Below are 13,020 nucleotides of genomic sequence, written 5' to 3' on the forward strand. Positions count from 1 at the left end.
TCCAGACCGGCCTGTCGATGCCGGTCTACTTCTGTGACCCCCGCTCGCCGTGGCAGCGCGGCACGAACGAGAACACCAACCGGTTGTTGCGGCACTGGTTGACGAAGGGCACCGACCTGTCGCGGTTCACCGCCGCGGACCTGCGTCGAATCGCGGCCAGCCTCAACGCCCGGCCACGCCCTACTCTTGACATGCAGACCCCAGCCCAAGCGCTGGACCGGCTGCTGACCAAACCGGCAGCAGCCTAGGAGTTGCTTAGACCGCTTGACCTTGCCGGGCGTTCCGGCGACAATTTCGGTAGTTGAACAGCACACCCCCGCGTCAGACCCCGGCGTCGGCGTAGCGCTGCCCGCGGCGGCAGTAGACGGTCCACGTGACAGCGAGGCAGACGACGTAGAACGCGGTGAAGACCGCGAACGCGCTGCGGGTGGCGGCCAGCGGCTCGCTGACCCACGGGCTGTTGAACGTGATCGGGATGAGGAAGCCGCCGAGCGCACCGACGGCGCCGATGATGCCGACCGCGGCCGACGACCGGCGCGTGCCGTCGAGCAGCGCGAGCTCGCGCTCGGGGCTGTCCTCGACGGTCGCCTGGATGGCGTCGGCGCGGTGGATGGCCGGGATCATCTTGTACGTCGACCCGTTGCCGATGCCCGTGCAGGCGAACACCAGCAGGAAGACGCCGAGGAAGAGCGGGAAGACCTCCGTGTTGGTGTCGACGGCGGCGCTCTGCGCGGCGCCGCCGGCAGCCGGGATCGGGGTCAGCATCGCGAGCGTGCCGAGGATCCCGAGCGTGCCGAGTACCAGCCCGCCGAAGGCGAGCAGCGTGACCCGCGCTCCGCCGTACCGGTCGGCGAGGTGGCCGCCGAGCGGGCGGGTGACCGACCCGACGAGCGCGCCGAGGAAGGCGTAGTAGGCGAACTCGATGCCGGACCCCGAGCCCGGACCGGTCTGGTGCCAGAAGTTGAGCTTGATCAGCAGCGGCAGCGCGGCGGAGTAGCCGATGAAGGAGCCGAAGGTGCCGATGTAGAGGAAGGCCATCACCCAGGTGTGCCGGTGCTTGAGGATGCTCAGCTGCTGGCGGGTGTCGGTGCGGGCGTTGGCCAGGTTGTCCATCCGGAAGCAGGCGGCCAGGACGGCGACCACCGCCAGTCCGGCGTACACCCAGGCGGCACGCTCGAGGTGGATGCCGTCCGCGCCGGCCTGTACGAGGCCGAAGACACCGGCCCCGCCGACGAGTACCGGCAGGAACAGCTGGATGAGCGCGACACCCAGGTTGCCGCCGGCCGCGTTGAGTCCGAGCGCGGCGCCCTTGAGCCGGGCGGGATAGAAGAAGTTGATGTTCGCCATCGAGCTGGCGAAGTTGCCGCCGCCGAAGCCCGCCGTCGCGGCGATCACGCAGAACACGGCGTACGGCGTGCCCGGCTGGGTGACGGCGTACGCGAAGCCGAGCGTCGGCACGAGCAGCAACCCGGCGCTGACCATGGTCCAGTTGCGACCGCCGAAGCGCCCCACCGCCAGGGTGTAGGGGACACGGATCAGGGCGCCCACCAGGTTGGGGATCGCGATCAGGAGGAAGAGCTGCTGGGGCGAGAACGCGAAGCCCTGCGCCACCAGGAAGGCCGAGCTGACGCTCCAGATCAGCCACACGGAGAAGCCGAGGTGCTCGGCGAAGATCGACCAGACCAGGTTGCGGCGGGCGATCGGGGCGCCGGTGGTCTCCCAGAAGTCCGGGTCCTCCGGGCGCCAGTCCTCGATCCACCGGCCGCGGCGGCGGGACGGTTCGGGTGCGCGGGTGGCGAGGTCGCCACCGGGGCTGGTCAGGGTCATCGCAGGCTCCTGGCAGGCAGAGATCCGGTTGTCGTGCCTCAGCCTGTGCTGCCGCGGTAACGACGCGAGGCGCCCCGAGATCTCGTCTCGTCAACTCCGTCTCACGGGCTCACGCGCCTCACGGGATCACTCTCGAGGCCCGCCGGCGACTCGGTGGGGACCGGGACCGGCCCGGTCCTACGACGAGCCGGGCCTCCCGCGGTGCGGTCCGGTCCCAGACCGCGGGCGGCCGGCCGCCTCCCTCAACGGGCGACGATGACCTTCAGGGCCTGCGTGTCGGCGGCCCGGCCGAAGGTGTCGTACGCGTCCATGAACTCGTCGAACGCGAACCTGTGGGTGGCGAACTTCTCGACGTCGAGCACCCGACGTGCCACGAGGTTCAAGAGCATCGGCGTCGTCGACGTGCTGACCAGGCCCGTGGTGATCGCGATGTCATGGATCCACAGGTCCTGCAGCGCCAGCTCGACGGGCGCTCCGTGGACCCCCACATTCGCGATCGTGCCGCCGGCACGCACGATCTTCGTGCAGGCGGTGAAGGTGGCCGGGATGCCGACCGCCTCGATCGCGACGTCGACCCCGAGGCCGTCGGTCATCGACCGCACCTGTGCCTCCCAGTCGGACGCCCCGGCATCCACCGCGTCGGTCGCGCCGAAGCCGAGCGCCTGCGCGCGGCGGTTGGCGTCGAGGTCGACCGCCACCACCCGCGCCGCGCCCTGGAGGCCGGCGGTCATCATCGCCGCCAGGCCGACCGGGCCGGCACCGACCACGGCGACGACGTCGCCGGGCTTGACGCGCCCGTAGCGAACACCGATCTCGAAGCCGGTCGGCAGGATGTCCGACAACATCACGGCCGCCTCGTCCGAGACTCCCTCAGGGATCTTGTGGAGCGAGAAGTCGGCGAACGGAACCCGCACCAGCTCGGCCTGGGTGCCGTCGATCACGTGGCCCAGTGCCCAGCCCAGCCCCGGGACACCCTCGTCGGCGAGGCAGTGGGCGTACATCCCGGTGCGGCAGTAGCTGCACGAGCCGCAGGCCGTCATGCAGGAGATGATCACCCGGTCACCGGCCGCCACGGAGCTGACCCCGGAGCCGGCCTCGATGACGGTGCCGACGCCCTCGTGGCCGAGCACACGGCCCGGCTCCACCGACGGCACGTCCCCCTTGAGGATGTGCAGGTCGGACCCGCAGATGGTCGTGGTCTCGACGCGGACGATGACGTCGGTCGGGTGGAGGATCTGCGGGTCCGGGACCTCGGTCCACTCCCTGAGTCCCGGGCCGCCGTAGACAAGTGCTCTCATCGGTCTTCCTTCGCGATCTGTTGATGGTGTGGTGTGGTCGTCGCCGCGGGCTGGTCGCCGCGGTGTCGGTGAGGGCCTCAGCAGAGGACCGCGAGCTGGTCGAGCACCCGCTCGGGGGTCGCCGAGGCGGGGATGGTGGCCAGCAGCGCGTCGCCGTCGGGCAGGTCCGCGCCTCCGGCCCAGAAGCCGTCCGGTACGACGCCCACCGCGACCCCCTCGATCTCCAGCCCGGCGTCGTGCCGGACGGCGACGCTCCAATCGAAGTGCGCAGCGACGTTGGTGAGCGCCGAGAGTGCCTCCAGCCGCTCCGGCACCTCGATGACGGGGTCGCCGGGTGAGGTCCGGGCGTCGAGCACGACCAGCGCGACCGGGAGGCCGCCGAGTCTGCCCAGCCACTCAGCGAGGTACATCGACGCGGTGTCGGCGGCGATCTCGCCGACGCTCTCGAGACGGTGACCGGTCAGCGCGTGGGCACGCCCCAGCCACACGGCGGGCGAGGGTACCGACACGACCAGTGGCCGGCGGCACGCCTCGGCCAGGGTCCGGGCCGTGCGGACCATCCGCTCGGCCCCATCCTCGTCCGCCAGCAGCACGCGCAGCGGGTAGCCGGTCCGGGACCGGGCACCCATCTGCTCGACGAGCCCGGGGTGGGCGGCGAGGTGCGCGGCGTACAGAGCGCCGCCGTCGAGCCACGTCGCGTCGGGGTCGAGCAGGGCGTGCACCTGCTGGACATGGCCCGTCAGCGCGGCGAGGTCGGTCCACGGGACAGGCGCGCCCTGACGGATGACGGCCGTGGCGTAGTCGCGGTGGTCGAGCAGCACCGGTCGCGGACGTCCGCTCGGGACAGCGCTGACGAGGCTCAACAGGGAGGACATCGTGGGTTCCTTCCGCCCGCCGCACCGGCGGGGAGTCGTGGGATCGGGTGAGGCGGTGGGTGACCGGGGTGGACCGCCCGGTCACCCACCGCCGGCAGGAGGGGAGGCCAGGAGTCAGGCCAGGCGCTTGACCTCGACGCCGCTGGTGGCCTCGAGCTCGAGGACCCGCGCTTCCAGCTCGGCGATGCGCACCTCGCGCCGGTCGGGGATCATCACGATGGGCAGCTCGGCCAGCGGTGCGCTGACCCGCTCGGGGCCGTCGATCGTGAACACGGTGGCCGTGATGTCGTCGGTGTCCGAGCCCCACGAGCCGTAGTAGTGCAGGCTCTCCGGCGGCTCCGGGGTCACGAACTCCTCACAGAACTCCGCGAACGGCCTGCCGCGCCGCAGCCGCGCCTCGCGGGCCGCCTGCCGGGCGGCCTCGGTGCCCTCGACGTCGAGCCGGAAGTTCGTCGGGTCGTAGCGGACCCCGAAGATCTCCTCGGCGACCTTCTGCGTGATCCGGCCCAGCTCGGCGTCCCGGACGACCGACTCGGGCAGCCGCTCGAGCGGGTCGCCGTACCCGCCGCCTGCTCCCTGGCTGATCATGTACAGCTCGCCGTCCTTGGCGATGTCGAACTGCAGGCCCATGTGGTACGTCGAGTACCGCCCGTCCTCGAAGGGCTGCTCGTTCATGACCTTCTCGATGGACAGGTCGAACTTCGACGGGTCGCGACGGATGTGCTCGTAGACGTTGGTGCCCTTGACCATCGCCAACGGGTAGGTGCCACAGCCGTAGCCGCCGTACATGCCGTAGACGGAGGAGAACTTGGCCCCTGACGTCACGGTCATGAAGCCCCACTGCGGCGTGCCCTCGGCGGCGACGATCATCTCGTAGCCCATGCCGCCGTTGAACTTCCCGAAGCCCATGTTGTCGCGCACCAGGCGCTTGGAGACCAGCTGCATGAACGGCACCTCCTCCTCCATGACCTCCTGCTCGGCGGTGTCGGCCATTGCGCAGAAGAGAGGCGAGACGGAGTCCTCGCCGTCCCGGAAGGGCTTGGCGCCACCGGGCATCCCGTTGAGGTCCGCACACAGGTTGCCGACCATGTCGCCGTGCTGGGTGACGCCGCCCCACAGGAAGGTGTTGATCTGGTTGAACCAGTTGGCCACCACGTTGCTGTACTTGTGCGGGGTGGAGAAGGACATCCGGCTGTAGAGCGCCTGGAATGCCGAGAAGCCCCGGAACGACGCCTGGAGCGACTGGCCCATCGGGGCGTCGTACGACGCGTCGGCCCAGGTCCCCTCGTCGGAGATGATCTCGATGCAGCTCATCGCCGACGTGCATCGGGGCAGGTCGGGCCACCAGAAGGCGAGGATCGCCTGCATGAACATGGACTTCACCGAGCACAGCGGCGAGTTGATCGCCCGGTTGAGGATCTCCGGACCGGTGCCGCGCAGGTCCGCGGTCATCTGGTCACCCTTGATCGTGATCTTGCAGGCGAACTTGATGAGGATGTTCTCCTTCAGCGTCGAGTCCATGAACTGGTCGAAGCGGTAGGTGCCGTCCGGCAGCTCGCTGATCCGGCGCCGGACCTCGACCTCGACGTCCTCGACGGTGGTGCGCAGCGCGGCGACGAAGGTGTCGACGCCGACCTCGTCGATCACCGCGTCGACCCGTTCCATGATCTTGCGGACCGCGGTGATCTTCACCTTCAGGTCGGCGAGCTGCAGCTTGGGGTCGCGCACCGAGTGCTGGAGGAAGGTGAGCAGGTCCCGGCGCAGCTCGCCGCTCTCGACGATCTTGAACGGGCTCATCCGCAGGCCGTCGTCGAAGGGCGTCTCGGAGCCCGACGGCATGCCGCCCGGCTCACAGGCGCCGTTCTCGCCCTCGTGGATGGTGGCGGCCACCCAGGCGATGATCGCGCCGTCCCGCATCACCGGCATGATCATCGACTGGTCGGTGTTGTGGACGTTCCCGAAGCGCGCGTCGTTGTGGATGAAGCCGTCGCCGGGGTTGATGCCGACGGTCGGCTCGTCCTTCCAGTACTTCATGATGTACCGGATCGGGTGGTGCAGGATCGCGCTGAATGCGATCACGCCGTGGCAGGACAGGTAGGACACGTCGCCCGAGGCCGTGTAGATGGCCGTGGTCAGGTCGCCCCACTTGGCGCCCGGCGCCGCTCCCTGGGCCTCGCACATCTCGTAGCCCTCGTCGAGGGCACCGGCGATCCGCTTGCGGATCCGCTCCACCTCGAGCCGGTCGACGCCGGCGGCGATGGCGAGCTCCTCGTGGTCCGACCTCGGCGCGATGCCGTGGTCGCGCATGATCTCCGGGTCCGGACCGAGGAACAGTGTCGTCTCGTCCATGAACTTGTCGACCCACTCCTGCTCCTGCGGAGTGAGCACCCGGCTGGGGTTCTCGTGCACTGCGGTCATGTCAGTCTTCCTTGCGTTGGGTGGCGGGGTGAGCGGGTCAGTCCTGGAGGAACCACACGGCGCCCTGACGGGTCGGCTCCAGCCGCCAGCCGGGCTCGACCAGGAACGTCGTGTTCTCGGTGGTCACGATCGCCGGGCCGTGGATCACCCGCTCATGGGTCAGCGCGTCCTGGTCGTAGACCGGCGTGTCCAGCGCGTCCTCGTGGCCGATGAAGTGGACATCGCGGCGCGCGACGGGCGTCGGCTCGGTGCGCTCGCCGCCCGAGTCCAGCGGCTCGAAGTTCACGACGTCCCCGTCGACGTACGACGCGACCCGCACCGTGCTGCAGCGGATGCCTGCCTCGGGTGCGGCCGAGGCCGCGCCGAAACGGTGGCTGTAGACGTCGCCGAAGGTCTTGATGATCTCGAGCACGTCGCCGACGCCGTCGATCCGGCTGAGATCCTCCAGCGCCACGGCCTGCGTGAGCAGCTGGTTGCCGTAGCGCATGTCGACCTCGAGGCGGTGCCGGACGTCGGCGGCGTCGAAGCCCTGCCGGACCAGGTCCTCTCGTCCGCGCGCCTCCAGCTCGGCCACGACGGCGTTGAAGTCCTCGTAGCGGTCGTAGAGGGCCCGGGTGGTCGCGTTGTACATCGTCACGTGCACGCCGCGTTCGTGGAAGTGGAGCTGCTTCATGTTGCCGGCGCCGCAGGCCGAGAAGACCGACGAGAACGGTGGGGCCAGGACCCGCTTGATGCCAGCGTGCCGGGCGATGCCGCACGCGTGGAGCGGACCGTTGCCGCCGTAGGCGAGCATCGTGAAGTCCTCGGGCAGGTAGCCGCGGACCCGGAGCTCCTTGCCGATGCCGATCGCCATCTGCTCGTCGACGCCGTCCTTGATCACCCGGGCGATGTCGAGGACCTCCATGTCGAGGTGGTCGGCCAGCGCCTCCTCGATCGCGAAGCGCGAGCGCCTCGGGTTGAGCTTGATGTAGCCGTTGGCGTAGTTGTCCGGGTCCAAGTAGCCGAGCAGCAGGTCGGCGTCGGTGACCGTCGGGCGCAGGCCGCCACGGTCGTAGCACGCCGGGCCGGGGTTGGAGCCGGCCGACTCAGGGCCGATCTTGATCGAGTTGTGGATCCGGTCGTACGACGCGATCGAACCGCCGCCGGCACCGAGGGTGTCGAGGTGCACCATCGGCACCGAGACCAGCCAACGGTCGATGGTGGGCAGGAAGTCGTAGTGCTTCACACCCCCTTCGGGCACCAGGCCGATGTCGAAGGAGGTCCCGCCCATGTCGGTGGAGATGACGTGACCCAGGCCGGTCTCCGTGGACAGGTGCTCGGCGGCACTCACACCTGCGATCGGTCCCGAGTGGATCGTCTGCAGCGCGTCCGTCGAGTTCATCTGCGCCATGCCACCGGAGTTGTGGATGACGAGCATCGGCTTGTCGTATCCGGAGTCGCGGAGGTTGTTCGACAGTTGGCTGAGCGCGTGGAACATGATCTCGTGCAGGAAGCCGTCGATGATGGTCGAGGTGGCGCGCACGTACTCGCCCTTGCGTCCGGAGACCTGGTGGCCTAGCAGCACCGGGATGGCGCCGAGCTCGTGGGGCGGGAACTCGTCGAGGATGATCTCCTGGACGGCGAGCTCGTGGGCCGGGTTCTCCGTGGCGTTGACCAGGGAGACGACGATGGCTTCGGCCCCCGCGTTCACCAGCTCGCGCACCATCTTGCGGACGTCCTCGGCGTCGAGCGGGGCGACCACCTTGCCGGCCGAGTTCATCCGCTCCTTGACCGAGCGGATCATCGAGCGCGGCACGATGGGATCGGGCCGCTCGGCGGCCGGCAGGTTCTGCTGCATCGTGTAGTCCAGGCCCTCGCCGTACCCACGGCCCCTGGAGAGCGGGATGGTGTCCTCGAAGCCGTGCGTGACGATCGCGGCGACCTTCGGTCCCTTCCGCTCGATCAGCGCGTTGGTGCCGAGAGTGGTGGCGTAGCGCACCGAGTCGACCTCGGACAGCACCGTCGCGCGGTCGAGGCCGGCGCGGGAGCAGGCCAGGTCGAGTGCCTCGTTGAACCCGAGGGCGAGGTTGTGGTGGGTGGTGAGCGCCTTGGCGTCGACGTACAGGTCGTCCCACACGAAGAAGCAGTCGGTGAAGGTGCCACCGATGTCGACGGAGATTCGTTTCATGACGGATCTGTTCCTTTGCTCCGGCGCCTCAGCGCACGTGGCCGATGGTCTTGAGCGCGGCGGTCTGGGTGCGGGCGTCCTCTCCGGGCCCGTAGTTGTGGACCTCCTCGGCGTCCAGTCCCCGCTCCTCCCACTGAGCGCGCAGCGCCGGGACGTCGATCAGGAGGTCGACCGTCGGGGGATGGCCCGGCGGGAGGTACTCGACCTCGATCTGGGTGCCGCAGCCGGGGCAGTAGTACTCGAGGATCCGGCAGTAGGAGGGATCCGGGCTGAAGGTGTACTCGTAGCGCTCCGGGTCGATGATCGGCTGGTGGATCTCGCGCGGATCGCGGTCGTGCACCAGCGTCCCGGGCTTGTAGTTGTCGTGGGCCGACCCCAGGTCGTGCGCACACACGCGGCACACCCAGCGTTCGGAGTCGAGATCGATGACGAGGTACTCGGTCATGGGGACTCGCATGGGAGTCTCCTTTCCAGGGAGAGGGGTGGAGTCAGCTGAGGTCGTCGAGGACCAGGTCGCCCGCGGCGGTGACCCGGAAGGACCAGCCGGGCAGGACACGCGCAGTGAAGAAGGGGCCCTCGATGATCGCCGGGCCTGCGCCGGCGTGACCGGGTGAGAGCTGGTCCAGGACGTGGACCGGGACCGTGTCGACGCGGTCGGCCGCCGATCGGATCTCACGGGTCCCGGCGACGGGCGCGGCGACCGGGTCGACCGGCGCGTCGGGCAGGAGCTCCGGTTGCGAGAGCGGCGCCGTCACCGTCAGCCGCAGCGACGCGAAGTGGCCCGGGTGGTCGGCCGGGCTGCCCTCCAGGTACGGCGCCCGCAGGAGCTGGGAGCCGTCGACGTCCTCGACGAGGAGCTCCCAGTCGGCGGAGCAGCTCGACAACGCGTATCCCTCCTGGAACATGTCCCGCTCGGCCCGCCCCAGCAGGTCGCGGTACGTCGCGGTGACGCTCTCCGTGGTCGGCTCGCTGACACCGACCTCGTAGGTCTTGCCGACGTCGGAGAAGGAGATGCCCAGCGCCGAGAACACGGCGGCGCTGCGCGGGACCAACACCTTGCGGACACCGGCCGGCCGCGCCGCGCCGGCCGCGCTCATGGGGCCGGCGCCACCGAAGGCCGCCAGGGTGGTGTGCCCGTCGACCTGGTCGGCGAAGGCCGCCGACACAGCCTCGAAGTAGGCCTGCTCCATCCGGATCAGCGCCTCCTCCAGGGTGATCCCGAGAGGATCGGCGACGGTCTCGGTGATCACCGCCCGCGAGCGCGCGGCGTCCAGCCGGAAGGTGCCGTCGAGGTAGGTGTCGGCGTCGAGGACGCCGAGCAGGAGGTTGACGTCGGTGATCGTCGCCTGCTTGCCACCGAACCCGAAGCAGGCGGGGCCGGGGGCGGCACCCACCGACTGCGGGCCGACGGTGATCCGCCCGTCCTCCACCGCGATCACGGACGATCCCCCGACGCCGCGGGACTGCACGTTGCTCATCGGGTAGGAGATGGGCACGCCCTTGATGGCGCCGCGTTCCTGGACGTCGACCTGCTCGCCCTCGACCACCCCCACATCCGTGGTGGTGCCGCCGATGTCCATCATCACGACGCGCGCGAGGCCGTAGGCGCGGGCCAGGGCGGCGGTGCCCTCGAGACCACCGCGTGGCCCCGAGGAGTAGGTCTTCAGCGCCACCGACTTCGCGACCCGCGACGAGGCGCCGTCGTTGCGGTAGACCAGCAGCGGGTTGCTGACCCGGTACTCCTTGAGCCGCCGCTCCGCGCCGTAGAGGAATCGCTCCATGGTGGGGTGGAGGAACGAGTTGAGGATGCAGGACCACACCCGACGGGCGTCCTCCCGGTCGCCGGCGAGGTCCCAGCTGTAGATCAGCGGGATCGAGCCGAGCAGGTGGCGGGGGAACTTCCGCAGCAGCACGGTCCGCAGCCGCTGCTCCTGCTCCGGGTCGCTGCCCGCGACCACGACTCGCGCGGCGCCGAGCGTGGTGAGCCGGTTGACCCGCTGCACGAGGTCGAACTCGAACTCCTCGGCGGGTGCCCCGGGGTCGAGGGTGAGGATCCGGCCGCCGACGAGATCGTCGAAGAGCTCCTGCTCCGCCTCGGTCTTGCGCAGTGCTGTCTCGAGCTCCGGGAGCGTGGTGAGGATCCCGATCATCGGCCCACGCCGCTCCACCAGCGCGTTGGTCCCCTGGGTGGTCGAGTACCGGATGTGCTGGGTGGCGTGGAGCAGTCGCTCGGTGTCGGCCTCGCCGTAGAGCGACGCGGACACCTTCTCGATGCCGGCGAACAGGCACTCGGAGAGGTCGTGAGGGGTGGTGAGGGTCTTGGTGAAGGTGAATCCCGCCCCGTCCCAGACGCAGATGTCGGTCAGGGTGCCCCCGTTGTCGATGTTGATGAGCGTGCTCATCGGGCTCCTTCGGTCGTGAGCCGGTTGGCGGCGGCTCGTTCGGTGACGGTGTGACGACGACCACTGTGGGCGCCGTCCCAACCTCGACCGGTGTCCCAAGATCGAACACGGGAGGGGGCTTGGCTGTGGCGCCCGTCACGGTCACGATGGCTGTGTTGGGTTGTCGACCGCGTCGGGAGTGGAACGTGCCGGACTCTGCACACCGGATGCTTCGGGTCGCTGCCGCGCGCGCCGACTTCCTCGACAGCGGGCTGCCCGGTGCCGCTGGTATCCCCGGACTGCTGGCGGCCTCGTGGGAGCGCAGCCAGCAGGCCGGGGTCGACAGCGCTCAGCCCCACAGCGACTTCACCGAGGAGATCGACACCGGGTCGCTTCTCGTCCGGTGCGCCCGGCCGGTGCTGCGCCAGCTCGGGATCGACACGGCGGACGTGCCGATCGTGATCGCGGTCACCGACTACCGGGCGAGGCTGGTCCAGCGGATCGACACGTCGAGTGCCGTCGGCCGGCTGCTGGACCGCGTCGACTTCGCGCCGGGGTTCAGCTACTCCGAGTCCACGATGGGGACCAACGGCGTCGGCACGGTCCTCGAGTCGGGCCAGCCTGTGAGCATCGTCGGGCCGGAGCACTTCGCGGAGAACCTGCACGCGTTCGCCTGCACGGGTGCGCCGATCATCGACCCGGTGACCCGTCGGGTCGAGGGGGTGCTGGACATCTCCACCCTGAGCCAGAGCTGGAGCCCGCTGATGCACACGCTGGCCAAGAGCGCGGCGCAGGACATCGGCCGCAACCTGCTGCTCGACCGAAGCCAGTCCCAGCAGGCGATCTTCGACACCTACCTGCAGGTCCAGGCCAAGGCCACCCGCCAGGCCGTCTTCGCCTTCGGCGACTCGGTGTTCATGGCGAACCCCGCGGCCGAGGCACAGTTCGACGCCTCGGAGCAGCGCATCCTGCGTGACCACGCGACGTTCATGATGGGGCACCGCGACCGGGCCAGCGACACCCTCGAGCTGTCGACCGGCCGCATGGTGCACGTCCGCGGCACCCGGATCCTGGCCGGCTCCGAGGTCGCCGGCCTCGTCGTGATCGCCGAGACGGTCGCCGAGCCCAAGCCGAGGTCCGGCGAGGACTTCATCGAGCACGTCCTTCCCCAGGTCGCGATCGCGACCAGCTCCACCTCACGCATCGCCGGCGACCTCGGCAAGCCGTACGACGAGATCAGCCCCGGACGCTCGCCCGCGTGGCTGCGTGCCTGCGAGGACCTCCGCACCGCCTTGGCCGAGCGGCAACCCACCGTCGTGGTGGGCGAGACCGGCACGGGCAAGTTCACCCTGGTCGGCGAGCTCTTCCACCGCACGTTCCCCGGCGCACGGAGCGTCGCCATCGACGCCGCCGAGGTGACCGTCGGGGGCGATCCTGCCGACCTCGAGGCGCTGCTCGCCGCCGACGACCTCCCCACTCTCCACATCGTGCGCAACCTCGACGCGGCGTCGACGGCGGCCGCGGAGCAGATCGACTCCTTCCTCGCGCGTCTGCGCGAGACCAGAAGTGACGCGTGGTGCGTCGCCACGCTGTCCGACTCCGCGCTCGACTCCGACCTGCCGTTCCATCCTCTCCTCGCGCACTTCGAGGTCTCCGTGATGGTTCCGCCGCTGCGCTGCCGAACCGAGGACCTCGCCGGGATCATCGACTCGCTCCTGCGTGCGCTCGCCCCCCACCGCCGGGTCCGGCTCAGCCCCGAGGCGCAGCGCCTCGTCGCCCGCTACTCCTGGCCCCGCAACGTCGCGCAGCTCGCCGAGGCACTCGAGCAGGCGCTGCGGCGGCGACCGGTCGGCGAGATCCAGACGGACGACCTGCCGGCGTACTGCCAGACAGCCACCCGCCACCGGCTCACCCCCCTGGAGACGGCGGAGCGGGATGCGATCGTCGTCGCCCTGCGCGAGCACCAGGGCAACCGGGTCGCCGCGGCGGCGCATCTGGGCATGGCGCGTTCCAGCCTCTACCGCAAGATCAAGTCGTACGACATCCGGGCCTGA

Annotated in this window: 9 protein-coding genes; 2 read left to right on the top strand and 7 right to left on the bottom strand. The window is 70.0% G+C overall.

Annotated elements, in window-relative coordinates; all coding sequences use genetic code 11:
* Nucleotides 1-248, top strand: a 248-nt coding sequence (locus tag RB608_RS09070) for an IS30 family transposase (protein WP_308087490.1), incomplete at its 5' end; no start/stop codon positions are given.
* Between the two features lie 73 nt (nucleotides 249-321).
* Here RB608_RS09070 and RB608_RS09075 read toward each other — a convergent pair.
* The 7 genes from RB608_RS09075 to RB608_RS09105 all read right to left on the bottom strand — a co-directional run bounded on the left by RB608_RS09075 (nucleotide 322) and on the right by RB608_RS09105 (nucleotide 10,987).
* Nucleotides 322-1,827, bottom strand: coding sequence for an MFS transporter (locus tag RB608_RS09075; protein ID WP_308087491.1), 1,506 nt, complete (start codon nucleotides 1,825-1,827; stop codon nucleotides 322-324).
* Nucleotides 1,828-2,069: 242 nt separating this feature from the next.
* Nucleotides 2,070-3,125 carry a zinc-dependent alcohol dehydrogenase family protein gene (locus RB608_RS09080; protein WP_308087492.1) on the bottom strand — a complete coding sequence of 352 codons (1,056 nt, stop codon included), beginning with the start codon at nucleotides 3,123-3,125 and terminating at the stop codon, nucleotides 2,070-2,072.
* A gap of 77 nt (nucleotides 3,126-3,202) precedes the next feature.
* Nucleotides 3,203-4,000: a hypothetical protein gene (locus tag RB608_RS09085; protein WP_308087493.1), complete on the bottom strand. Its 798-nt coding sequence runs from the start codon at nucleotides 3,998-4,000 to the stop codon at nucleotides 3,203-3,205.
* A gap of 114 nt (nucleotides 4,001-4,114) precedes the next feature.
* Nucleotides 4,115-6,418: a hydantoinase B/oxoprolinase family protein gene (locus RB608_RS09090; RefSeq protein WP_308087494.1), complete on the bottom strand. Its 2,304-nt coding sequence runs from the start codon at nucleotides 6,416-6,418 to the stop codon at nucleotides 4,115-4,117.
* A gap of 37 nt (nucleotides 6,419-6,455) precedes the next feature.
* Nucleotides 6,456-8,585 carry a hydantoinase/oxoprolinase family protein gene (locus RB608_RS09095; RefSeq protein WP_308087495.1) on the bottom strand — a complete coding sequence of 710 codons (2,130 nt, stop codon included), beginning with the start codon at nucleotides 8,583-8,585 and terminating at the stop codon, nucleotides 6,456-6,458.
* A 28-nt stretch (nucleotides 8,586-8,613) separates the two neighbouring features.
* Nucleotides 8,614-9,042 carry an acetone carboxylase subunit gamma gene (locus tag RB608_RS09100; RefSeq protein WP_308087496.1) on the bottom strand — a complete coding sequence of 143 codons (429 nt, stop codon included), beginning with the start codon at nucleotides 9,040-9,042 and terminating at the stop codon, nucleotides 8,614-8,616.
* Nucleotides 9,043-9,073: 31 nt separating this feature from the next.
* Entirely contained in the window at nucleotides 9,074-10,987 is a 1,914-nt protein-coding gene (locus RB608_RS09105) for a hydantoinase/oxoprolinase family protein (protein WP_308087498.1), read from the bottom strand.
* Nucleotides 10,988-11,172: 185 nt separating this feature from the next.
* Here RB608_RS09105 and RB608_RS09110 point away from each other — a divergent pair, with 185 nt between their 5' ends.
* Nucleotides 11,173-13,020 (top strand): helix-turn-helix domain-containing protein, encoded by a 1,848-nt coding sequence (locus tag RB608_RS09110; protein WP_308087499.1) that lies wholly within the window; start codon nucleotides 11,173-11,175, stop codon nucleotides 13,018-13,020.

It is taken from the genome of Nocardioides sp. LHD-245, assembly GCF_030929495.1.
Classification (GTDB): Bacteria; Actinomycetota; Actinomycetes; order Propionibacteriales; family Nocardioidaceae; genus Nocardioides.

Bases quoted from the DNA above. Each gene is read 5' to 3' on its own strand.
- RB608_RS09075 (WP_308087491.1), bottom strand. From the start codon at position 1,827: ATGACCCTGACCAGCCCCGGTGGCGACCTCGCCACCCGCGCACCCGAA.
- RB608_RS09080 (WP_308087492.1), bottom strand. From the start codon at position 3,125: ATGAGAGCACTTGTCTACGGCGGCCCGGGACTCAGGGAGTGGACCGAG.
- RB608_RS09085 (WP_308087493.1), bottom strand. From the start codon at position 4,000: ATGTCCTCCCTGTTGAGCCTCGTCAGCGCTGTCCCGAGCGGACGTCCG.
- RB608_RS09090 (WP_308087494.1), bottom strand. From the start codon at position 6,418: ATGACCGCAGTGCACGAGAACCCCAGCCGGGTGCTCACTCCGCAGGAG.
- RB608_RS09095 (WP_308087495.1), bottom strand. From the start codon at position 8,585: ATGAAACGAATCTCCGTCGACATCGGTGGCACCTTCACCGACTGCTTC.
- RB608_RS09100 (WP_308087496.1), bottom strand. From the start codon at position 9,042: ATGCGAGTCCCCATGACCGAGTACCTCGTCATCGATCTCGACTCCGAA.
- RB608_RS09105 (WP_308087498.1), bottom strand. From the start codon at position 10,987: ATGAGCACGCTCATCAACATCGACAACGGGGGCACCCTGACCGACATC.